Source organism: Conexibacter sp. DBS9H8, assembly GCF_023330685.1.
GTDB lineage: Bacteria > Actinomycetota > Thermoleophilia > Solirubrobacterales > Solirubrobacteraceae > Palsa-465.
In genome coordinates, this window is record NZ_CP097128.1 from 1,332,917 (window position 1) to 1,352,344 (window position 19,428).

A 19,428-nucleotide genomic window follows, 5' to 3' on the forward strand; every position below is an offset into this window, starting at 1 on the left:
GGGGGAGGCGGGCCGGGGCGCGGGCGGCGCTGCCGTGGCTCGGGATGCTCCCCTTCGCGGTGATCGTCGTCGCGTTCCTCGGCGTCCCCCTCTACTACGTCATCCACGGGGCGTTCAGCACCAACACGGGGGGGTTCACGCTCGCGAACTTCTCCGCCGTCTTCTCCCACGCCCAGTACCTGCGCGCCCTGCGTAACGACGCCGTGCTCGCGCTGTGGACCTCGATCGGCCCGGCGATCCTCGGGCTGTGGTTCGCCGCGGCGATCGTGGCGGGCAACCCCGACGGTCTGCTCCGCCGGATCGTCGCGAGCGCCTCCGGGGTGCTCGCCTACTTCGCGGGTGCCCCGCTCGCCTTCGCGGTGATCGCCTCCTACGGAACTCTCGGCACCGTCACGGTGCTGATCAACAGCCTCTTCCACGTCAACCTCACCAATACGTTCTCGACCGCCTCGATCCTCGGGGTCGGGCTCACCTACTTCTACTTCCAGATTCCGCTGATGGTCATCTTCGTCACCCCGGCGCTGGAGGGCCTGCGCCCCGAGTGGGAGGAGGCGGCGCGCAACCTCGGCGCGACCCGCGCCCAGTACCTGCGCCGGGTCGCCGCGCCCGTGCTCGCCCCGTCGGTGATCGCTGCGACGCTGCTGCTGTTCGGCAGCGCCTTCTCCGCCTACGCGACCGCGCTCGCCCTCGACGGCGGGACGATCGACATCGTCCCGACCCAGATCAACCTCGCGCTGTCCAACAACGTGATCGTCGGGCAGACGAACGTCGGCGAGGCGCTCGGGGCCGAGATGATCCTCATCGTCGCCGTCGTGATGGTCCTCTACTGGTTCGTCCAGCGCCGCGCCGGACGGTGGCTGCGATGAGCGCCGTCGAAGGGATCGAGGCCCAGGTCGCCGAGGTCACCGCCCAGCTGCCGCGCAGCCGCGGGCCCTTCCGGCCCCGGCGCCGACCCGCCCTGTGGCGGGTGTCGATCATGGTCATCGTCGCCGGCCTCTACCTGATCATCCTCCTCTCGAGCATCAAGTTCAGCCTCATCTCCGCGAGCGGGAAGTACGACCTCTCCAACTACTCGGCGATCTTCAACAGCGCGGACGTGCGCGCCTCCGCGCTGCTGTCGCTCGAGATCGCCGGGATCGTCGCCGCCGCCTCCGTCCTGTTGATGCTGCCGACCGTCGTGCTCGTGCGGCTGAAGCTGCCACGGCTGACGATCTGGATGGAGGCGCTGACGATCCTGCCGATCGTCGTGCCGCCGATCGTGATCGTCGCCGGGCTCGACCAGATGCGCGAGACCGCGCCGCTGTGGCTCGTCACCCTCCTGTTCAACCACACGATCACCGCGCTCGCGCCCTTCTACCTCATCTTCAGCCTGCCGCTGATGTACCGGTCGATCGACACCGGGGTGCGCGCGATCGATCTGCACACGCTGGTCGACGCCTCGCGCAACCTCGGCGCCGGCTGGTGGACGACGATCTACCGGGTGATCCTCCCGAATGTGCAGACCGCGGTGCTCGGCGGGATGTTCCTCACCATCGCCCTGTGTCTCGGGGAGGTCGTCCTCGCCGACCTGCTCAACCTCCCCACCAACACCTTCCCAGTGGAGATGATCCAGTTCGCCAACCAGGACAACGCTCCCGGCGTGTCGGTGGCGATGACCCTGCTGTCCTTTCTCTTCACCTTCCTGTTGCTGTTCGTCCTCACCTTCCTCGCGCGCCGGCGCGGGCACCGAACCTCCGGAGTGATCTCATGAGTCCCGATCTCACCGTCGCCATCCGCGGTGTCTCCGTCCAGTTCCACGGCGTCGAGCGCCACTACCGGGACAGCACCGCCCTCGCCGGGCTCGACCTGGCGATCGAGCCGGGCGAGTTCGTCGCCCTGCTCGGCCCGTCGGGCTGTGGCAAGACGACGGCGCTGCGGCTGCTCGGCGGCTTTGACCGGCCGGACGCCGGCACGATCAGCGTCGACGGGGCCGATGTGACGACCGTCCCTGCTCACCGCCGGGACATGGGCATGGTGTTCCAGGCCTACAGCCTGTTCCCCAACCTCACCGTCGCCGACAACGTCACCTTCGGCCTGCGGATCCGGCGCCTCGCCAAGGCCGAGCGGGTCCGCCGCGCCCAGGAGCTGCTCGCCCTCGTCGGACTCGAGGGTCACGGCGGGCGCTACCCGTTCGAGCTCTCCGGCGGCCAGCAGCAGCGGGTCGCGATCGCCCGGGCGCTGGCGATCGAACCGAAGGTGCTGTTGCTCGACGAGCCGCTGTCGGCCCTTGACGCGCGTGTCCGCACCCAGCTGCGAGGGGAGATCCGAAGCCTCCAGCAGCGGCTCGGGATCACCACGCTGTTCGTCACCCACGACCAGTCCGAGGCGCTGTCGATGGCCGACCGGATCGGGGTGTTGAACGCGGGGCGAATCGAACAGTTCGACACGCCCGAGAACGTCTACCGGCACCCGGCGACCCCGTTCGTCGCCGAGTTCGTCGGGGCGATGAACCGCATCCGCGGCCGCGTCGGGGATCGCGGTGAGGTGCTTCTGCTCGGCCAGCGGGTGCCCTACCAGGCGGCCACCGGACAGCACCCGGCCCCGGGGACGCTCGTTGACGCGATGCTGCGCCCCGAAGCGCTCGAGGCGGTTCTCGACGTCGCCGGCCCCGGGGAGATCGTCGAGCGCACCTTCCTCGGCTCGGCGCTGCGCCTGCGCGTCGCCCTCGAGCCGGACACCGCGGTGATCGTCGAGACGTCCTCGAGCTCGGACCGGCTCGGGGTTGGCGCTCGCGTTGGCCTGCGCGTCCTCGCCGACCGGGTCACCGTCACGGCGCCGAGCGCCCCGTCCGCCGACTCCGTCGCGAGCGTTGCGATACCGTCGGCGGCCTAGGAGAGGGCACATCCCCTCAGAAGATTGAGTGACCCCGCGCACGGGGTCGAGCCCAGGATCGGAGCAGCCATGGCCGTTGTCACACCGTTCAGCGACAAGACGGACGAGCAGAAGGCGATCACGGACATGGTCCGCCAGTTCGCGGATGAGCAGATCATCCCGAACGCCGAGCACTACGACCATGAGGACGCGTTCCCGGAGCCGATCGTCGAGCAGATGAAGGAGCTCGGACTCTTCGGGGTGACGATCCCCGAGGAGTACGGCGGAATGGGTCTCGACCTGACGACCTACACGATGATCGTCGAGGAGCTGTCCCGCGGCTGGATCTCGATCTCCGGGGTCGTCAACACGCACTTCATCGGCTCGTACCTGCTGATGAAGTTCGGGACCGAGGAGCAGAAGCAGAAGTACCTGCCGAAGATGGCGACCGGGGAGATGCGGGCCGCCTTCTCCCTGTCTGAGCCCGAGCTCGGCTCCGACGTCGCGGCGATCAAGGCGACGGCGAAGAAGCAGGAGGACGGGACCTGGGAGATCAACGGGCAGAAGATGTGGGTCACCAACGGCCTGCGCTCTGCGCTCGTCTTCGTCCTCGTGCGGACCGACCCGACCGCTGAGAAGCCCCAGCGCGGGATGACCTGTTTCATCACCGAGAAGGAGCCGGGCGCGCATGAGAACACAGGCCCCTACAAGGGCCTGATCGTCCCGCCACAGCTGCGCAAGATGGGCTACAAGGGCGTTGAGTCGACCGAGCTCGTCTACGACGGCTACCGCTGCCCGGCCGAGAACATCCTCGGCGGGGAGGAGGGTGGTCTCAACAAGGGCTTCCCCCAGATGATGGACGCGCTCGAGCTCGGCCGGGTCAACGTCGCCGCCCGCGGCGTCGGGATCGCCCAGCGGGCGCTCGAGCTCGCGCTCCGCTACAGCCAGGAGCGCAAGACCTTCGGCAAGCCGATCGCCCAGCACCAGGCGATCCAGTTCAAGCTCGCGGACATGGGCACCCAGGTGGAGGCCGCGCGGCTGCTCACCCGCAAGGCGGCGCTGATGAAGGACGCCGGGGTGCGCTCGGATATCGAGGCCGGGATGGCGAAGCTGTTCGCCTCCGAGGCGGGCCGCTTCGTCGTCGAGGAGTGCTTCCGGATCCACGGCGGCTACGGCTACTCCAAGGAGTATGAGATCGAGCGCCTCTACCGGGACGCGCCGCTGCTGCTGATCGGCGAGGGCACCTCCGAGATCCAGCGGATGGTGATCGGGCGCAAGCTGTTGGAGCAGAACAAGATCTGAGCTCTGACGTACGGTCGGGTATGGCCGCCGCGGCGGTCACACCCGGCGCGCCGGGGCCTTAGACTGGTTCGGCGTTGGCCTCTCCCGCGGACACCCGGACCCTGATCGAGACGGCCGTCAACCGGTTTCTCGAGGAGGTGCCCGCGCTCGCGCCGCTCAAGCTCGTCGTCGGGCTCGAGTTGCGCGCCCACCATGACACCCAGCTCTACCGGGTCGAGCTCCCCGGCCCACGGGTGACCAAGGCGATCGCCGAGGACGCGAAGGTGACCGTGGAGGTGCAGCGTGCCGCCTTCAACGAGCTCGCGGTCAAGGGGCACGTCGCCGACTGGCGGGAGGCCTTCAGTCACGGTGAGGCCAAGGCCCACGGGATCGAGCAGTACCTCAAGCTGATCCGCCAGGTGGTGGAGAAGCAGGAGGAGCGCGGCCGCGCGCGCCCCGCCCGGCGGCACTGAGGCCGCCGCGGCCGGTGCGTTCAGCGGCACTGAGGCCGCCGCGGGCGGAGCGTCAGAGCCCGAGGGTGCTGACGAGCTGCTCGGCCTCAGACAGCTGCGCGTCGACGAGCCGGAGCCCGGCGTCCCAGAACCCCGGGTCGGCGAGGTTGATGCCGATCATCTCCCCGAGGGCCTCCGGGGACTTCGAGCCGCCGGAGGCGAGCAGGTCGAGGTAGGCGGGAACGAACGCCTCCCCGACCGTCTTGTAGCGGCCGTAGGCGGAGAGAGCGAGCAGCTGCCCGTAGGCGTAGGCGTACACGTAGCCGGGGGTGTTGATGAAGTGGGGGATGTAGGACCACCAGGTCCGGTAGCCGTCGGTGATCTCGAGGCTGTCGCCCATCAGAGCCGACTGGGTCTCATGCCACGCGGCGGAGAAGTCGTCGGCACCGAGCTCTCCCTCGGCCCGGCGGCGGGTGTGGACGAGATCCTCGAACCGGTTCATCGCCACCTGCCGGAAGACGGTGGCGATCGCGTCGTCGATCCGGCTGGCGAGCAGGCCGAGCCGGTCGCGGTCGTCGGTGCTGGCGTCGAGCAGTCGCTCGAACACGAGCGACTCACCGAAGGTCGACGCCGTCTCCGCGAGCGTGAGCGGGGTGGACTGGTGGAAGATCCCCTGACGCTGGGCGAGCGCGCCGTGGAGTCCGTGCCCGAGCTCGTGGGCCATCGTCAGCACGTCCCGCCGCGTCGCGGTGTAGTTGAGCAGCACGTAGGGGTGCACGCTCGGGACCGTCGAGGCACAGAACGCGCCGCTGCGCTTGTTCGGTCGCAGCGGCGCGTCGATCCAGCCCTCGTCGAAGAACCGTCCGACCGCCGCTCCGGCGACCGGGGAGAACGCCTCATAGGTGCTGCGGACGAGCTCGACCGCCTCGGCGTAGGTGAAGGCCTTCTCCTGGGCTGACAATGGGGCACTGCGGTCGTAGTCGGCGAGTTTGGGGATCCCGAGCAGGCGCGCCTTGAGCCGGTACCAGCGCTGCGGGATGTCGTAGCGGCCGGTGACGGCGGTGATCAGTGCCTCCACCGACTCATCTGAGGCCTCATTGGCAAGGTTCCGGCTCGCGATCCAGTGCGGGTAGCGGCGCAGGCGATCCTCGACGGACTTGTCGAAGATGAGCGTGTTGAAGATGAACGCACGGGTGCGCAGGCCGGGGGTGAGCGCTTCGGTGATCGCCTCTGCGGCTTGGCGGCGACGCTCGCGGTCGGGGTCCTGCAGCCGGGAGAGGGCGAGCTCGAAGCCGAGCCGCTCCCCGTCGAGGTCGACCCGGAGGGCGGAGACGAGCTCGCCGAACAGCCGTGTCCACGCGCCGGAGGCGGTGAGGTCCTTCTCCGCGAGGATCTTCTCCTCGGCCTCGGAGAGGAGGTGGGTGCGGTAGCGCCGGGCCGACCGCAGGTGATGGTCACAGAAGGCGAGCCGGTCACCGGCGGAGGTGAGCAGCGCGTCGGCGTCGGCGTCCTCGAGCGCGGCCCATTCGAGGTCGAAGAACAGCAGCGCGGTCTCGATCGCGGTCACCTGCTCCTGCATCCGGGCGAGCAGCGCGCCACGGGCTGCGTCGGCCGTGTCGGTGGAGAAGTTCAGGGACGCGAAGCTGGCGGCCCGGCCGGCGAGGTCGTGGATCGCCGCAAGCTCGGTCATCGCCGCGACGAGCCCGTCCGCATCGAGGTTCGCGACCGTTCCGGCGTAGCCCGCGGCGAAGGTCCGGGCCCGCTCCTGGGCCTCGCCGAGCAGGCGGTCAAAGCCACCGGCGGGGTCTCCGTCGATCAGCGGGGAGAGGTCCCAGGCGGTGGCGAGCAGGGCGGGGTCGGCGAGTGCGTCAGCGGAGGTGGCCATCGCCGCAGGGTACCTCTCCGCTTCCGGCTCACCCGATGTCGTGAAGGGCGAGCCGGCGCCGCCCGGCGACTGCGAGCGCGGTCCGGCCGCTCAGCAGCGCCTCGAGGTCGGCGCCGACGAGGGCGCGGCGCCACCCCTGGAGGGTGCGGACCTCCGGTTCGGGCTGGCCGAGGCGGGCGGCGGCGATGATCTGCTCGAGCTCGGCGCGGGAGGCGATCAGCTCGTAGGCGAGGCCGGCCTCACTCGCCCGGCTGCGCAGGAGCGCCTCGGCGAGGGCGATCAGCGGCGCGTCGGCCGCCTCGCTGCGGATCCCGCGCGGCTCGCGGGGGATCGGCTCCTCGGCGAGCCCGGCGGCGACGGCGGTGAGGAGGGCATCCCCGCGCCGCTTGATCACCGACGGGTGCATCCCGCGGATCTGGCCGAGGGCGCCGCGGTCGCGCGGGTGGCGCTTGGCGACCTCCACGAGGGTCTGGTCGGCGAGGACCGAGCTGACCGGACGGTCCTCCTGCGCGGCCGTCCGTTCCCGCCAGGCCGCCAGCGTCCGGGCGACCGCGCGGGCGCCGGGATCGAGTGAGCTCACCCGCGGCAGGCGCTCCCAGGCGGTGTCGGGGTCGCGCTCGTCAGAGACCCCCTCGAGGCGGCGGCACTCCTCTCGCGCCCACTCCTCCCGGCCCGCGTCCGTCAGGCGGGCCGACAGCGCGTCGGCGAGACCGAACAGGTGGGCGACGTCATCGGCGGCGTAGGCGAGCTGCTCGGCAGTGAGCGGGCGGATGTCCCAGCGCGTGTAGGAGGCCGACTTGGCGACGCGCAGGTCGAGCACCGCGGCGAGCAGGTTCCCGTAGCCGGCCTGGGCGGCCTCACCGGCGAACCCGGCGGCGATCTGGGTGTCGAAGATGTGGGTGATCTCCGTCCGCCAGGCGCGGCGGAGGATCGCAACGTCCTGGCGTCCGGCGTGGAGGACGACCTCGATCTCGGGGTCGGCCAGCAGCCGTGCGAGGGGGGCACAGTCGACGCCGGTGTCGAGCCCGTCGATGAGTATCGTCCGGATCCCTGTCGGGCTGTCAGCGTCCTCGACGGCGACCTGGGTGAGACAGAGCAGCGCGCGGTAGCGGCCCTCGGACATGAACTCGGTGTCGATCCCCAGGCGGCCGCTGTGGGCCGCCAGGGTGGCCGAGGCGGCGACGTCGGCGCTCGTGGCGAGCGCGCCAGCGGGGGAGGGTTCAGACATCATCGGCTGAGGCGACGGTACCGGACCGGGTGCCGGTTCCGCGGCGGCCGGCGACGGCTGGCGCCCGCGTACCGGGGCGCCACCCGATCTAACACCTACCTGAGTGGTAGGATTTAGGGGCGAATGATCTTCTCCTCCAAAGCCGAATACGGCGTGCGCCTGATGGTCGAGCTCGGCCGCCAGACCCCGGAGCAGCCCACCAGCCTCAAGGCGATCGCCGACGCCGAGGGGCTTCCGCTCGCCTACCTCGAGCAGGTCGTCGCCCGGCTCAAGAAGGCGGGTCTGGTGATGAGCGCCCGGGGTGCGCACGGCGGGTATTGGCTCGCGCGCGAGCCCGCTGAGATCACGATGTTCGACGTCGTTGGCGCGCTCGAGGGGACGATCGCCCCGATGGAGTGCTTCGTCCGGGACGAGATGGAGCGCGTGGTCTGCTCCCATCTCGGCGCCCAGAGCGCCCGCGGCTGTGCGACCAAGCTGCTCTGGACCCGCGTCCAGAGTGGGATCGTCCGCTCTCTGCAGACGACGACTCTCGCCGAGCTCGTCGAGTTCTCGCGACGTTCAGAGACCGACCCGGAGCCCGCTGGGCGACTCGTCTCGGTCACCGCGTCAGCGCCCGCTCCCGCCGGGGCGCCCGAACGGGCGACGACCGGCTCGGCGGCGGCCGACCCCGACGCGCCGGGCCGGGAGATGTCCGGCCCGTTCCCGGTCGGCTTGCGGGCGGCGCCCGCTCCCGAGCCCGACGGTGCGCCCGCTGCAGCGCAATCGGGACGGCGTGGAGCTGTCGCTCCGCCGCGGACCGGCTCAGGTCGGCGTCTGGGGACCGTCACTCCGCTGCGCGTCCTCAACAGCCGCCCCGCCCCGGCGGAGGATCCGACCTCCCCCGACGGCACCGACCACGATCACGACCCCGCGCCCGCCGCGGCCTGATCCTTCTCCCACACCTCACCGACCCAAGGAACCCATGCCCGAACTCGAGATCCGCAACCTCCACGTCAACGCCGGGGACAAGGTGATCCTGCGCGGTGTCGACCTGAAGGTCGGCAGCGGCGAGATCCACGCGCTGATGGGTCCCAACGGCTCGGGCAAGTCGACGCTCGCGAACGTGATCATGGGCCACCCGAACCTCGAGGTGACCGACGGACAGGTCCTCTTCGACGGCCAGGACATCACCGAGGCCGACACCGACGAGCGCTCCCGTCTCGGCCTGTTCATGGCCTTCCAGTACCCGGTCGCGATCCCGGGGGTGACGGTCACCAAGTACCTGCGGACGGTGCTCAACGCCCACCGCGCCTCCCGGGGCGAGGAGCCGATCAGTCTGCGTGACTTCCGCAAGGTCGTCACCGACGCGATGGCGCTGACCAAGGTGCCGGAGGAGTTCTCCCGCCGCTACCTCAACGACGGCTTCTCCGGTGGGGAGAAGAAGCGGATGGAGATCCTCCAGCTCGCCCTGCAGAAGCCGTCACTGGCGATCCTCGATGAGACCGACTCCGGCCTCGACATCGACGCTCTGCGGACCGTCTCAGAGGGCGTCAACACCGTCGCGGCCGCCCAGGGCGCAAGCCTCGGCCTGCTCATCATCACCCACTACCAGCGGATCCTCCACCTCATCCAGCCCAGCCACGTGCACATCCTCTACCGCGGACGGATCGTCAAGGAGGGCGGGCCCGAGCTCGTCGGCGTGCTCGAGGAGAAGGGGTACGGCTGGATCACCGAGCCGATCGACGCCGCCGAGGCCGCGGCCGTCGGATGAGCGTCGCGCCGGACAGGCTCGCCGCCGTCACGGAGGAGTTCCCGGTCCTCAGGCGGACCGTCGACGGGCGTCCGATCGTCTACCTCGACAGTGCCGCGACCTCCCAGACCCCGCAGGTCGTCATCGACGCGATCGTCGACTACTACACGAACCATCGCGGCTCGGTCCACCGCGGCGTCTATGACCTGATCACGGAAGCGACCGAGCTGTATGAGGGCGCGCGTGAACGGATTGCCGCCTGGCTGAACTGGGAGGCGGAGGAGACGATCTTCACCGCGAACGCGACGATGTCCCTCAACCTCGTCGCCCAGGCGTGGGGGCACGCCAATCTCGGCCCCGGGGACCTCGTCGTGCTCACCGAGATGGAGCACCACTCCAACGTCGTGCCCTGGCAGCAGGTGTGCGCCCAGCGGGGAGCGGAGATCGCCTACATCGCCGTCACCGACACGGGGGAACTGGACCCCGGCTCGGTCGGTGCGCTGCTGGACCGCGAGCCCAAGGTCGTCGCCTTCACGCACGTCTCCAACGTCCTGGGCACGATCAACCCGGCGGCGGAGCTGGCCCGGCAGGCCCACGCCGCCGGTGCGGTCGTCGTCGTCGACGGCACCCAGGCGGTCCCGCAGATCCCGGTCGACCTGGCCGTGATCGACGCCGACTTCTACGCGTGGACCGGGCACAAGGTGTACGGGCCGACCGGGGTCGGGGTCCTGCACGGACGCCGGGCGCTGCTGGAGGAGATGCCACCGTTTCACTCCGGCGGGCACATGATCAGCCAGGTGTTCACGGCGAGCTCGACGTGGTCGGAGCTTCCCGGCAAGTTTGAGGCCGGGACCGCGCCGATCGCCGAGGCGATCGGACTTGGGGCAGCCGTCGACTTCGTCACCGGCATCGGGATCGACGCGATCCGCGCCCACGAGTTCGCGCTCACCGCCGAACTGCTCGAGCGCCTCACCGATATCGACGGGGTCACCGTCCACGGTGGCGTCGATCCCGCCGCGCGCGGGGCGCTCGTCTCCTTCGGGATCGAGGGCGCCCACCCGCACGACATCGGAGAGATCCTCGGCCGCGACGGAGTCTGTGTGCGCACCGGCCACCACTGCGCCCAGCCGCTGATGCGCCGCTTCGGCTGGGGCTCGACGACCCGGGCGTCCTTCGGCGTCCACAACGGGCCGGCGGACATCGACCGCCTGATCGAGGGCATCCACACCGTCCAACGGGTGCTTGACCTGTGACCGGCTCGGCCACCGCCCACTTCCTGCCCGACCCCCGTCGTCGAGGAGACCACTGACATGGACGACCAGCTCTACCGCGAGTACATCCTCGAGCACTACAAGCGGCCCCACCATCACGGCAGCCTCGACCGAGCCGACCTCGAGGCCCACGACCTCAACCCCCTCTGCGGGGATGAGCTGACCTTCCAGCTCGCCATCGGGGATGACGGCCGGGTCAGTGACGTCGCCTTCGACGGCCACGGCTGTGCGATCTCCCAGGCGTCGGCGTCGATGCTCTCGGACGAGTTGATCGGCAAGACCCGTCAGGAGCTGCTCGCACTTGACCGCGAGCTGATCCTTGAGCTGCTCGGCATCGACATCTCCGCGACCCGGATGAAGTGCGCGATGCTCTCACTCAAGGTCGTCAAAGCCGCCGCACTCGGCGAGTCCGCCGACTGGGAGGCCGGCCTGCCCGAGTCCGGGGGCGCCCCCGGCGGTCTCTGAGCCGACCCGGGCGCGCCTCGGGTTCAGGTCGGGAGCCAGCCAGTCTGGTCCTCTGCGTGTGCGGGCTCTCCGGCGACCGTCGGGGTCGGACCGCAACCATCGCCCCCGCGGCGTGTTAGTGGCGGTGAGAGAGCAATCACGGAGGAGAGGACGCGGTGAGAATGGTCAGGATGAACCTCGGGTGGACGGGCGCTGTCGCGTGCGTACGTGCAGGTGCGATTGCCGCACTCGTGCTTCTGGGCGCTCTCGTCGCCGTGGGGCCCGCCGCGGCGTCCACGCCTCCCTACACGGTGCAACTCCTTCACTGGGACGTCACGGTCGGCCCCCCGCCGCAGGAAACCTGCAGCATCGTCGGGGAGCTCTACAAGCCGGCCGGCGCCTCACCGACGCACCGGGTGCCGGCGATCCTCACCACCAACGGGTTTGGTGGCTCCTACAAAGACCAGGAGGGCCTGGCGGCAACGTTCGCAAGCCGCGGGTACGCGGTGCTCACCTACTCGGGTCTCGGCTTCGGCGGGTCGGGCTGCAAGATCGAGCTCGACAGCCCGCTCTGGGACGGTGAGGCCGCCTCCCAACTGATCACCTTCCTCGGGGGTGGTTCGGCGGCGACGAACGGAACCACCGTCAACTACGTCATCCATGACGCCGTGGCCCACAACGGTCGACACTACCGCTACGACCCGCGGGTCGGGATGATCGGAGGCTCCTACGGCGGCGAGGTGCAGTTCGCCGCCGCCGACATCGATCCGCGCCTGGACGCGATCATCCCGTTCATCACCTGGAACAACCTCGCCTACTCACTCGTCCCCAACAACGCGCTCACCGGCGCGGACATCTCCGAGAGCTCCGGCGTCGCCAAGTTCGAGTGGATCGATCTGTTCTCCGCCGACGGGATCGCAGACGGCGTCACGGGCGCCTCGACCGATCCGAGCCGCCTCACACCGTGCCCGAACTTCGATCCGCGCGCCTGCTCGGCGATGGTTCAGCTCAACGCCTCGGGGAACGGCAACCCGTCGACCTTCGGGTTCGCCGAACAGGCTTCCGTCGAGTCCTACATCCACGCGATCAAGATCCCGGTGATGCTGATGCAGGGCGAGGACGACACGCTCTTCAACCTGCACGAGTCGGTCGCCACCTACGAGGAACTGCGGGCCCAACACACCCCGGTCAAGCTCGTCTGGCAGTCCTGGGGCCACTCCAACGGCACCCCCGCTCCCGGGGAATGGTCCAACAACGCCCTCAACCCCAACGGGACCCTGACCGTTGAGGGGCGCCTGGTCGCTCAGTGGTTCGCCCACTACCTCAAGGGAGCTCCTGCCGCCCCGGCGCTGAACTTCTCCTACTACCAGCCGTGGGTCAACGCACCGGCGGCCACCGCCGCCCGTGATTATGCGAGCGCCCCGGCCTACCCGGTCCCGGCCGCGGAGACGCTGAAACTGAGCGGAACCAATGCGCTCGTCGGGACGGGATCTCCGATCTCCCCCGGTACCGCTTCCTTCCTCGTTCCCCCGCCCGGGGCGCCGATGTCGGTGACTGAGGTCAGTGGCGTCAGCCAGACCGTCCCGCTCTTTGACGCGCCCGGGACCTTCGCCGAATACGAAACCCCGCCGCTGGCCCACACGGAGGATGTGGTCGGCATCCCGACCCTACGGGTGCAGCTCCACGACAGCCTCGAGAACGACCTCGGGTCGCTCGATCCCAGTGGAGGGTTGGCGTTGTTCTTCAAGCTCGAGGACATCGCGCCCAACGGGACCGTCACCCTGCCGGACCGGCTCATCTCGCCGGCGCGGTTCGATGACCTCGAATCCCCGGTGACGGTGACCCTTCCGGGGATCGTCCACCGGTTTCCGGCCGGCGACCGGATCGCCCTGGTGATCGCCAGCAGCGACGCCGCCTACCGCGGCAACGCCCTCACCAGCGCGGTGTCGGTCAGCACCGATCCGGCCAATCCGGGGACGCTGACGCTGCCGCTCGCGTCCCCGGCGAGCGCCGGACCACTCGTCTTTGCTCAGCCGCCCGCGGCTCGCAAGCCTCCCCGGCCCCGACCCCGGCCCGCTCGCTCCCGGCGGGGTCGCCGGTCCGGTCGCCGCCGGACCGGTCGCCACTGAGCATCACCGGCGCACCGCGCTGGCCCCTGACTTCGATGAGGGGCCTCGCCCGAGGGGCGGCGCTGAGCCGTCCCTCCCGCGCTGACTAATCCCGAGCCATAGGCTAGGATTTAGAACGTGTCCACCGTCGATGTCTGCACCCTCGCTGAGCTGCCCTCCGGACAGCGCCGTCAGCTGTCGGTCGAGGGGATCGACGTGAGCGTGTTCAACTGCGAGGGCCGGCTGTTCGCGATCGAGGACCGTTGCTCCCATGACGACGGGCCACTGGGCGAGGGAGACCTCGACACCGCCGCCTGCACGGTCGAGTGCCCGCGCCACGGCGCGAAGTTCGATCTCGCGTCGGGCCGCCCGTTGACGCTACCGGCCTATGAGCCGGTCGAGACCTTTCCCGTGACAGTTGAAGATCACATCATCAAGCTGGAGGTGAGCTAGACATGGCCACAACCGAGCCGGAACTCATCGCGACGGTCGCGCTGACCGAGAACGAGCAGCTCGCCACCATCAACGCGGACTACACCGAGAAATACGGCTTCCACGACGCCGAGAACTACCTGTACAAGGCGCCCAAGGGGATCAACCGCGAGATCGTCGAGAAGATCTCCGAGTTCAAGTCCGAGCCCCAGTGGATGCGCGACCAGCGTCTGGTCGCGCTCCAGCACTTCTTCGACCGCCCGCAGCCGACCTGGGGCAGCCCGATGCTCGCTGAGGTCGACTACGACGACATCCACTACTTCGTCCGCGCCTCCGAGCGGGCCGAACGCTCCTGGGATGACGTGCCAGAAGACGTCAAGCGCACCTTCGACCGCCTCGGGATCCCCGAGGCCGAGCGCAAGTTCCTCTCCGGGGTCGGCGCCCAGTACGAGTCTGAGGTCGTCTACCACCAGATCCACGAGGACCTCGTCAAGCAGGGCGTGATCTTCACGGACATGGACACCGCGCTGCGCGAGCACGAGGAGATCGTCCGCGAGTACTTCGGGACGATCATCCCGAACAACGACAACAAGCTCGCGGCGCTCAACTCCGCCGTGTGGTCGGGCGGCTCGTTCGTCTACGTGCCGCCGGGCGTTCACGTGGAGATGCCGCTGCAGGCCTACTTCCGGATCAACACCGAGTCGATGGGCCAGTTCGAGCGGACGCTGATCATCGCGGACGAGGGCTCCTACGTGCACTACGTGGAGGGCTGCACCGCCCCGACCTACAGCGCCTCCTCGCTGCATTCCGCCGTCGTCGAACTGATCGCCAAGCCCGGGGCGCGGATCCGCTACACGACCGTGCAGAACTGGTCGGCGAACGTGTTCAACCTCGTCACCAAGCGCGCGGTGGCCGAGCGTGACGCGACCGTCGAGTGGGTCGACTGCAACCTCGGCTCCAAGCTGACGATGAAGTACCCGGCCGTTTACCTGATGGGCGAGCGCGCGCACGGGGAGATCCTCTCGATCGCCTTCGCCGGGGCGGGTCAGCACCAGGACGCCGGCGGCAAGATCGTCCACGCGGCGCCGAACACGACCTCGAACATCTTCGCCAAGTCGATCTCCAAGGACGGCGGGCGGGGCTCCTACCGGGGCCTGCTCGAGATCGCCAAGGGCGCCCACGGCGCCAAGTCCAAGGTCGTCTGCGACGCCCTGCTGCTCGACGACCGCAGTCGCTCGGACACCTACCCGACGATCCGGATCTCTGAGGACGACGTCAACGTCGGCCACGAGGCGACCGTCTCCAAGGTCGGGGAGGATCAGCTGTTCTACCTGATGAGCCACGGCATCTCTGAGGAGGAGGCCTCCAAGCTGATCGTCAACGGATTCATCGAGCCGATCACCAAGGAACTGCCGATGGAGTACGCGGTGGAGATGAACCGCCTGATCGAACTGCAGATGGAGGGGTCCATTGGCTGAATTCGTCGGGGCCCTGTCGGGGACGGCCACGTCGGCCGCCCCCGACACCCCACAGGCGCCGGCCCTGGAGATCCCGACCTGGAAGGGCCGTCCGGGCTGGGAGTTCACGGACCTCACCGGCTTCGATATGGCCGCCTATGAGGCCGCCCCGGCTGGCCGGACACCCGGCGCCGACGCCCTCTGGGAGCTGGAGACCGGCGTTCTGCCCGACGGCGTCCGCGTTGAGGTCGGTGAGATCGAGACCGTCGTCACCGTCGCCGCCAACGTCGCGATGACCGAGCCGATCTCCCTCGCGACCGTTGCCGCCGCCGGCACGCTCGTCAACCAGCGCACGCACGTCGTGCTCGAGCCCGGAGCCCAGGCTGAGGTGTGGGAGCAGTTCCTCGCCGAGGGCGACGCGACCGTCAACGTTGTCACCGAACTCACAGTCGGTGACAACGCCACCCTCCGCTACGTGAGCGGCCAGAACCTGCCCGACACGGCGTGGATCTTCGGCGACCAGCGCGCCCAGGTGGGGCGTGACGCCACCCTCGACTGGGTTGCGCTCGGGTTCGGCGGCCGCTCCGGCCATGTGCTGATGAGCACCCGCCTGGTCGGCCAGGGCGCCTCCGCGCGGGTCACCGGCGCCTACGCGACTCACGGACGCCAGCACGTCGACTTCGACACCACCCAGGAGCACGCGGCGGAGAACACCGTCTCGGACCTCGCCTTCCGCGGGGTGCTGACCGACCGGTCCTCCGCGGTGTGGAAGGGCAACATCATCGTCGACCCGGGCGCCCAGAAGACCGACGCCTTCCAGGAGTCACGCAACCTGCTGCTGTCCAGGCGCGCTCACGCGGACGCGATCCCCGGCCTGGAGATCCAGGCCAACGACGTCCGCTGCACCCACGCGGCGGCGGTCGCCCAGGTCGACCCCGAGCAGATCTTCTACCTCAAGAGCCACGGCCTGTCCGAGGCGGACGCCAAGCGGCTGGTGATCGAGGGCTTCCTGGAGGCGCTTGTCGAGCGCTTTGAGGAGGGTCCGGTCCGCGAGCGGCTGTCAGCGGCGCTCGAAGGCCGGCTCGCGACGATCCTGTAGCCGCCCGTCGCGGCGAGGATCGTCCAGCGCCTTCGAATATTCGTCTCATCGACGTATCTGTGACCTCGCTGAGCACCCGGATCGCCCTGCTGCGCGGGGTCAACGTCGGTTCGGCCAACCGGATCGCCATGCCCGCGCTCCGTGACGCGCTCACCGCGGCCGGGTTCGTCCGCGTCCGCACGCACGGCCAGAGCGGCAACGTCGTCGCCGACGGTGATCCGGACGCGCTGATCGCGGAGCTGCGGGGGATCATCGACGTCCCCTGCGTGCTCCGCAGCGTCACCGCCTTCGACGCGGCGATCGCCGCGAACCCGTTCGCTGCGCAGGCGGCCGAGGATCCCCCGCGCCTCCAGGTGACCTTCCGCGGACTGCCGGCTCAGCCGGGGCTGGAGGCGGCGCTCTCTGCCCAGGCTCGCGGGGGCGAGCGGGTCGCCGTGAACGGAGCGGAGATCTACTCCTGGCATCCGGACGGGATCGCCGGCTCCCGGCTCGCCGAGGCCGTCGTCCCCCGTGGCGAGGCGGCGAGCTCGCGCAACTGGAACACCGTCCTGGCGATCGCCGCGCTCGCCCATGCCTGACCGAGGGCCGACCCCGGGCCGCGGCTCGACGGCAGAGAAGGGCCGACCCCGGACCGGCGCCCGACGCTGGGTGGGAACGACGAAGATGCCTGACCGCACGGGTGCGGATGTCTGACGCGGACGGCCACCCCTACGAGATCTGGGACGTGTTCACGGACACGCCGCTTGCGGGCAACCCGCTGGCGGTCTTCCCCCACGCCGAGGAGATCCCCTCACGCTTCTACCAGCCGCTCGCCCGCGAACTCAACCTCTCTGAGACGGCCTTCCTGCTCCCCGACGACCCGGCGAGCGCGGACGCCCAGCTGCGGATCTTCACCCCGCAGACCGAGCTGCCCTTCGCCGGGCACCCGACGCTCGGCGCCGCCTATGCGATCGCCCAGCGCCGGGGGGCGCCGGTGGTGCGCCTGCGGACCGGGGCGGGCATCATCGTGGTGCGCTTCGCTCGGGATGAGGAGGGGGCGCTGCTGAGCGGTGAGATGACCCAGCCGATCCCGACCTGGGTCGCCTACCCCGAGCCTGCGGCGCTGCTCGACGCTCTCGGCGTCGAGGCCTCGGACCTGCCCGTCGAGCTCTACGACAACGGTCCCCGTCACGTCGTCGTCAGCCTGTCCGAGCGGGAGATGCTGGCCCGCATCGCTCCGGACATGGGCGCCCTCAGTCGGCTCGGGGCCCACGGCGTCGCCGTGATCGCGCCCGGGGCGGTCCGCGATCAGATCCACTCGCGCAACTTCTGCCCCGGCCTCGGGGTGCCGGAGGATGCCGCGACCGGGTCGGCGGCCGGACCGGTCGCGGTGCACCTCCTGCGCCACGGACGGCTCGTCTCGGCTGAGCGCCTCGAGATCATCCAGGGCGTCGAGCTCGGACGGCCCTCACGGCTGCTCGCCTGTGCCCATGGGGATGGGGAGACGGTCCGCTCGGTCACCGTCGCCGGTGCCGCCGTGGCAGTCGGAGTCGGCCACTTCCGGCTCGCCTGAACCCGGCGAGCCACACCCGGGAGGGCCGTCTCAGGGCACGGCGGATGTCACAGCGCCCCGGGGCGGTGTCAGCGGCCCGGGACGAGCAGGAGCTGGAAGCCGTCGGGGTCGGCGAACGCCCGGGCGCGGGCACGCCAATATGGGTTGGCCGGCACGACCTCCGACCCGGCGATGCGATTGGCCACCGCCTCGAGTTCGGCGGGATCGTCGAAGAAGAGGACGAGCAGCGATTCCGGGTGTGGCGCGGGAGCGGCGTGTCCGCCCCCGGTCGTGAGCTCCAGTTCCGCTCGGCTCCCCGGAATCTCGAAGAAGACACCGTCGTAGCCGTCGTGGTCGACGAACCGTCCCGTCTCGGGCAATCCGACCCGGTCCCGGTAGAAGGCGACGAGTTCCTCGAGCCGGGCGGTGTGGCGCGCGATCCGCAGACGCATCGCTGCCATTGTGGGCCTACTCGGCTCCCGCCGCCGTGACGGGGACCGGTGCCCGTCGCTGGCCGGATCGGTCATCCTCAGCGGTGATGACCTCGTTGACTGATCGCCGATCCTGGTGGTGGCGCTTCTCCTGCGGCCCTGCTGATCGGTGTTCTGGGCGGCCCGCGGCGTCATCGGCGACGGCGTGTCGCCGGGGTGGTCCTGGCTGAAAGGACCACCCATGACTGTCCCCATCACAGATCAGGGCACGATCGACGGCGGCTTCACCGACCGCGGCTACCTCCGCGAGGTTCTCCACCACGGCAGCGCTCGAGCCTGCGCCGCCGCTCAGCGGACCCTCAGCCAGGTCGCCGCGGCGATGCACACCAGCTACTGACCTCGCTCCGCGATCGCCGGCCGGTGAGGCGGGACGGACCTCAGGCGGGCAGGGCGGGGCTTCAGTCGTCGTCGGCGTCCTCGTCGGCGTCCTCGTCCTCGTCCTCGTCGAGGTCGTCGGGATCGTCGAACTCGGCGTCTCGGTAGGCGGCGCCGTCGAGGTCGTCGTCGTCGTATTCGTCGATGTCGGGCATGGACGGAAACTTACCTGTCAGTGGTTGGCGATGACCTTGTCGATGAGACCGTAGGCGACGGCCTCCTCCGCCTTGAAGAACCGATCGCGTTCCATGTCGGCGTGAACCTGCTCGATCGGCTGCCCCGTGTGGTGGGCGTAGATCTCATCGGTTCGGCGCCGGATCGCGAGGATCTCCCGGGCGTGGATCTCGATGTCGGTCGACTGCCCCTCAAAGCCCGCGGACGGCTGGTGGATGAGGATCCGGCTGTTGGGAAGCGCAAAGCGCTTGCCCTTGGCTCCGGCCATCAACAGCAGCGACCCCATCGACATCGCGATCCCGACGCACAGGGTCTGCACCTGGGGCTTGATGAACTGCATCGTGTCGTAGATCGCCAGGCCCGCATAGATCGACCCGCCCGGGGAGTTGATGTAGAGCGAGATGTCCTTGTCCGGGTCCGATGACTCGAGGTGCAGCATCTGGGCGACGACGAGGTTCGCGACCGTGTCATCGATCGCCGTGCCGAGGAAGATGATCCGCTCGTTCAGCAGCCGGCTGTAGATGTCGAACTCGCGCTCCCCGCGGGCGGTGCGCTCAATGACCATGGGAACTAGGGGCATGGGAGGAACCCTAGCGGGTACGCGGGGTCGGGCCGAACCGA

21 protein-coding genes are annotated in these 19,428 nt (G+C 69.7%); 16 read left to right on the forward strand and 5 right to left on the reverse strand.

Features of this window, described 5'->3' with window-relative positions; translation table 11 throughout:
• Positions 1-44: 44 nt before the first annotated feature.
• The 5 genes from M3M55_RS06265 (at position 45) to M3M55_RS06285 (ending at position 4,604) form a co-directional block, all read left to right on the forward strand.
• A complete protein-coding gene (locus M3M55_RS06265) occupies positions 45-866 on the forward strand; it encodes an ABC transporter permease subunit (protein ID WP_249011972.1) in 822 nt (273 codons plus the stop codon).
• Entirely contained in the window at positions 863-1,750 is an 888-nt protein-coding gene (locus M3M55_RS06270; RefSeq protein WP_249011973.1) for an ABC transporter permease, read from the forward strand. Before M3M55_RS06265 ends, M3M55_RS06270 begins: the two co-directional genes overlap by 4 nt.
• Positions 1,747-2,871, forward strand: coding sequence for an ABC transporter ATP-binding protein (locus M3M55_RS06275; RefSeq protein WP_249011974.1), 1,125 nt, complete (start codon positions 1,747-1,749; stop codon positions 2,869-2,871). Before M3M55_RS06270 ends, M3M55_RS06275 begins: the two co-directional genes overlap by 4 nt.
• 69 nt (positions 2,872-2,940) lie before the next feature.
• On the forward strand, positions 2,941-4,152 hold the full coding sequence (locus M3M55_RS06280) for an acyl-CoA dehydrogenase family protein (RefSeq protein ID WP_249011975.1): 1,212 nt from the start codon (positions 2,941-2,943) through the stop codon (positions 4,150-4,152).
• 74 nt (positions 4,153-4,226) lie between these two features.
• On the forward strand, positions 4,227-4,604 hold the full coding sequence (locus M3M55_RS06285; protein ID WP_249011976.1) for a hypothetical protein: 378 nt from the start codon (positions 4,227-4,229) through the stop codon (positions 4,602-4,604).
• Positions 4,605-4,656: 52 nt separating this feature from the next.
• On the opposite strand, the gene M3M55_RS06290 is transcribed toward M3M55_RS06285, so the two are convergent.
• Positions 4,657-6,468: a M3 family oligoendopeptidase gene (locus M3M55_RS06290; RefSeq protein ID WP_249011977.1), complete on the reverse strand. Its 1,812-nt coding sequence runs from the start codon at positions 6,466-6,468 to the stop codon at positions 4,657-4,659.
• Positions 6,469-6,496: 28 nt separating this feature from the next.
• Positions 6,497-7,696, reverse strand: coding sequence for a ribonuclease D (locus tag M3M55_RS06295; RefSeq protein ID WP_249011978.1), 1,200 nt, complete (start codon positions 7,694-7,696; stop codon positions 6,497-6,499).
• A gap of 123 nt (positions 7,697-7,819) precedes the next feature.
• Here M3M55_RS06295 and M3M55_RS06300 point away from each other — a divergent pair, with 123 nt between their 5' ends.
• From M3M55_RS06300 to M3M55_RS06345, 10 genes are all read left to right on the forward strand, one after another.
• On the forward strand, positions 7,820-8,623 hold the full coding sequence (locus M3M55_RS06300; protein ID WP_249011979.1) for an Rrf2 family transcriptional regulator: 804 nt from the start codon (positions 7,820-7,822) through the stop codon (positions 8,621-8,623).
• Between the two features lie 34 nt (positions 8,624-8,657).
• Positions 8,658-9,446 carry a Fe-S cluster assembly ATPase SufC gene (gene sufC / locus M3M55_RS06305; protein WP_249011980.1) on the forward strand — a complete coding sequence of 263 codons (789 nt, stop codon included), beginning with the start codon at positions 8,658-8,660 and terminating at the stop codon, positions 9,444-9,446.
• Complete coding sequence (locus M3M55_RS06310; RefSeq protein ID WP_249011981.1) at positions 9,443-10,678, forward strand: SufS family cysteine desulfurase; 1,236 nt, start codon at positions 9,443-9,445, stop codon at positions 10,676-10,678. The genes sufC and M3M55_RS06310 overlap by 4 nt, the downstream gene beginning before the upstream one ends.
• A gap of 57 nt (positions 10,679-10,735) precedes the next feature.
• Entirely contained in the window at positions 10,736-11,161 is a 426-nt protein-coding gene (gene sufU, locus M3M55_RS06315; RefSeq protein WP_249011982.1) for a Fe-S cluster assembly sulfur transfer protein SufU, read from the forward strand.
• 230 nt (positions 11,162-11,391) lie between these two features.
• Positions 11,392-13,269 (forward strand): CocE/NonD family hydrolase, encoded by a 1,878-nt coding sequence (locus M3M55_RS06320; protein ID WP_249011983.1) that lies wholly within the window; start codon positions 11,392-11,394, stop codon positions 13,267-13,269.
• A 117-nt stretch (positions 13,270-13,386) separates the two neighbouring features.
• On the forward strand, positions 13,387-13,701 hold the full coding sequence (locus M3M55_RS06325) for a non-heme iron oxygenase ferredoxin subunit (protein ID WP_249011984.1): 315 nt from the start codon (positions 13,387-13,389) through the stop codon (positions 13,699-13,701).
• A 2-nt stretch (positions 13,702-13,703) separates the two neighbouring features.
• Positions 13,704-15,158 (forward strand): Fe-S cluster assembly protein SufB, encoded by a 1,455-nt coding sequence (sufB, locus tag M3M55_RS06330; protein ID WP_249011985.1) that lies wholly within the window; start codon positions 13,704-13,706, stop codon positions 15,156-15,158.
• Positions 15,151-16,236, forward strand: coding sequence for a Fe-S cluster assembly protein SufD (sufD, locus tag M3M55_RS06335; protein ID WP_249011986.1), 1,086 nt, complete (start codon positions 15,151-15,153; stop codon positions 16,234-16,236). The genes sufB and sufD overlap by 8 nt, the downstream gene beginning before the upstream one ends.
• Before the next feature lie 59 nt (positions 16,237-16,295).
• Positions 16,296-16,814 carry a DUF1697 domain-containing protein gene (locus M3M55_RS06340; protein ID WP_249011987.1) on the forward strand — a complete coding sequence of 173 codons (519 nt, stop codon included), beginning with the start codon at positions 16,296-16,298 and terminating at the stop codon, positions 16,812-16,814.
• Positions 16,815-16,921: 107 nt separating this feature from the next.
• Entirely contained in the window at positions 16,922-17,788 is an 867-nt protein-coding gene (locus tag M3M55_RS06345) for a PhzF family phenazine biosynthesis protein (protein ID WP_249011988.1), read from the forward strand.
• A gap of 68 nt (positions 17,789-17,856) precedes the next feature.
• Here M3M55_RS06345 and M3M55_RS06350 read toward each other — a convergent pair whose 3' ends face one another.
• A complete protein-coding gene (locus M3M55_RS06350) occupies positions 17,857-18,219 on the reverse strand; it encodes a VOC family protein (protein ID WP_249011989.1) in 363 nt (120 codons plus the stop codon).
• Between the two features lie 220 nt (positions 18,220-18,439).
• Between M3M55_RS06350 and M3M55_RS06355 the strand changes: the two genes are divergently transcribed.
• On the forward strand, positions 18,440-18,595 hold the full coding sequence (locus M3M55_RS06355; RefSeq protein WP_249011990.1) for a hypothetical protein: 156 nt from the start codon (positions 18,440-18,442) through the stop codon (positions 18,593-18,595).
• Positions 18,596-18,656: 61 nt separating this feature from the next.
• Here the strand turns inward: M3M55_RS06355 and M3M55_RS17410 are convergent, their stop codons facing one another.
• Complete coding sequence (locus tag M3M55_RS17410; protein WP_256469044.1) at positions 18,657-18,788, reverse strand: hypothetical protein; 132 nt, start codon at positions 18,786-18,788, stop codon at positions 18,657-18,659.
• A gap of 17 nt (positions 18,789-18,805) precedes the next feature.
• Positions 18,806-19,387, reverse strand: coding sequence for an ATP-dependent Clp endopeptidase proteolytic subunit ClpP (gene clpP / locus M3M55_RS06360; RefSeq protein ID WP_249011991.1), 582 nt, complete (start codon positions 19,385-19,387; stop codon positions 18,806-18,808).
• Positions 19,388-19,428 lie beyond the last annotated feature (41 nt).

What these genes read in the sequence shown, in the direction of transcription:
- M3M55_RS06295 (WP_249011978.1), bottom strand. Translation starts at nt 7,696, where the DNA reads ATGTCTGAACCCTCCCCCGCTGGCGCGCTCGCCACGAGCGCCGACGTC.
- M3M55_RS06355 (WP_249011990.1), top strand. Translation starts at nt 18,440, where the DNA reads ATGACTGTCCCCATCACAGATCAGGGCACGATCGACGGCGGCTTCACC.
- sufB (WP_249011985.1), top strand. Translation starts at nt 13,704, where the DNA reads ATGGCCACAACCGAGCCGGAACTCATCGCGACGGTCGCGCTGACCGAG.
- M3M55_RS06300 (WP_249011979.1), top strand. Translation starts at nt 7,820, where the DNA reads ATGATCTTCTCCTCCAAAGCCGAATACGGCGTGCGCCTGATGGTCGAG.
- M3M55_RS06265 (WP_249011972.1), top strand. Translation starts at nt 45, where the DNA reads ATGCTCCCCTTCGCGGTGATCGTCGTCGCGTTCCTCGGCGTCCCCCTC.
- M3M55_RS06280 (WP_249011975.1), top strand. Translation starts at nt 2,941, where the DNA reads ATGGCCGTTGTCACACCGTTCAGCGACAAGACGGACGAGCAGAAGGCG.
- M3M55_RS06290 (WP_249011977.1), bottom strand. Translation starts at nt 6,468, where the DNA reads ATGGCCACCTCCGCTGACGCACTCGCCGACCCCGCCCTGCTCGCCACC.
- M3M55_RS06270 (WP_249011973.1), top strand. Translation starts at nt 863, where the DNA reads ATGAGCGCCGTCGAAGGGATCGAGGCCCAGGTCGCCGAGGTCACCGCC.
- M3M55_RS06345 (WP_249011988.1), top strand. Translation starts at nt 16,922, where the DNA reads ATGTCTGACGCGGACGGCCACCCCTACGAGATCTGGGACGTGTTCACG.
- sufU (WP_249011982.1), top strand. Translation starts at nt 10,736, where the DNA reads ATGGACGACCAGCTCTACCGCGAGTACATCCTCGAGCACTACAAGCGG.
- sufC (WP_249011980.1), top strand. Translation starts at nt 8,658, where the DNA reads ATGCCCGAACTCGAGATCCGCAACCTCCACGTCAACGCCGGGGACAAG.
- clpP (WP_249011991.1), bottom strand. Translation starts at nt 19,387, where the DNA reads ATGCCCCTAGTTCCCATGGTCATTGAGCGCACCGCCCGCGGGGAGCGC.
- M3M55_RS17410 (WP_256469044.1), bottom strand. Translation starts at nt 18,788, where the DNA reads ATGCCCGACATCGACGAATACGACGACGACGACCTCGACGGCGCCGCC.
- M3M55_RS06275 (WP_249011974.1), top strand. Translation starts at nt 1,747, where the DNA reads ATGAGTCCCGATCTCACCGTCGCCATCCGCGGTGTCTCCGTCCAGTTC.
- M3M55_RS06350 (WP_249011989.1), bottom strand. Translation starts at nt 18,219, where the DNA reads ATGCGTCTGCGGATCGCGCGCCACACCGCCCGGCTCGAGGAACTCGTC.
- M3M55_RS06310 (WP_249011981.1), top strand. Translation starts at nt 9,443, where the DNA reads ATGAGCGTCGCGCCGGACAGGCTCGCCGCCGTCACGGAGGAGTTCCCG.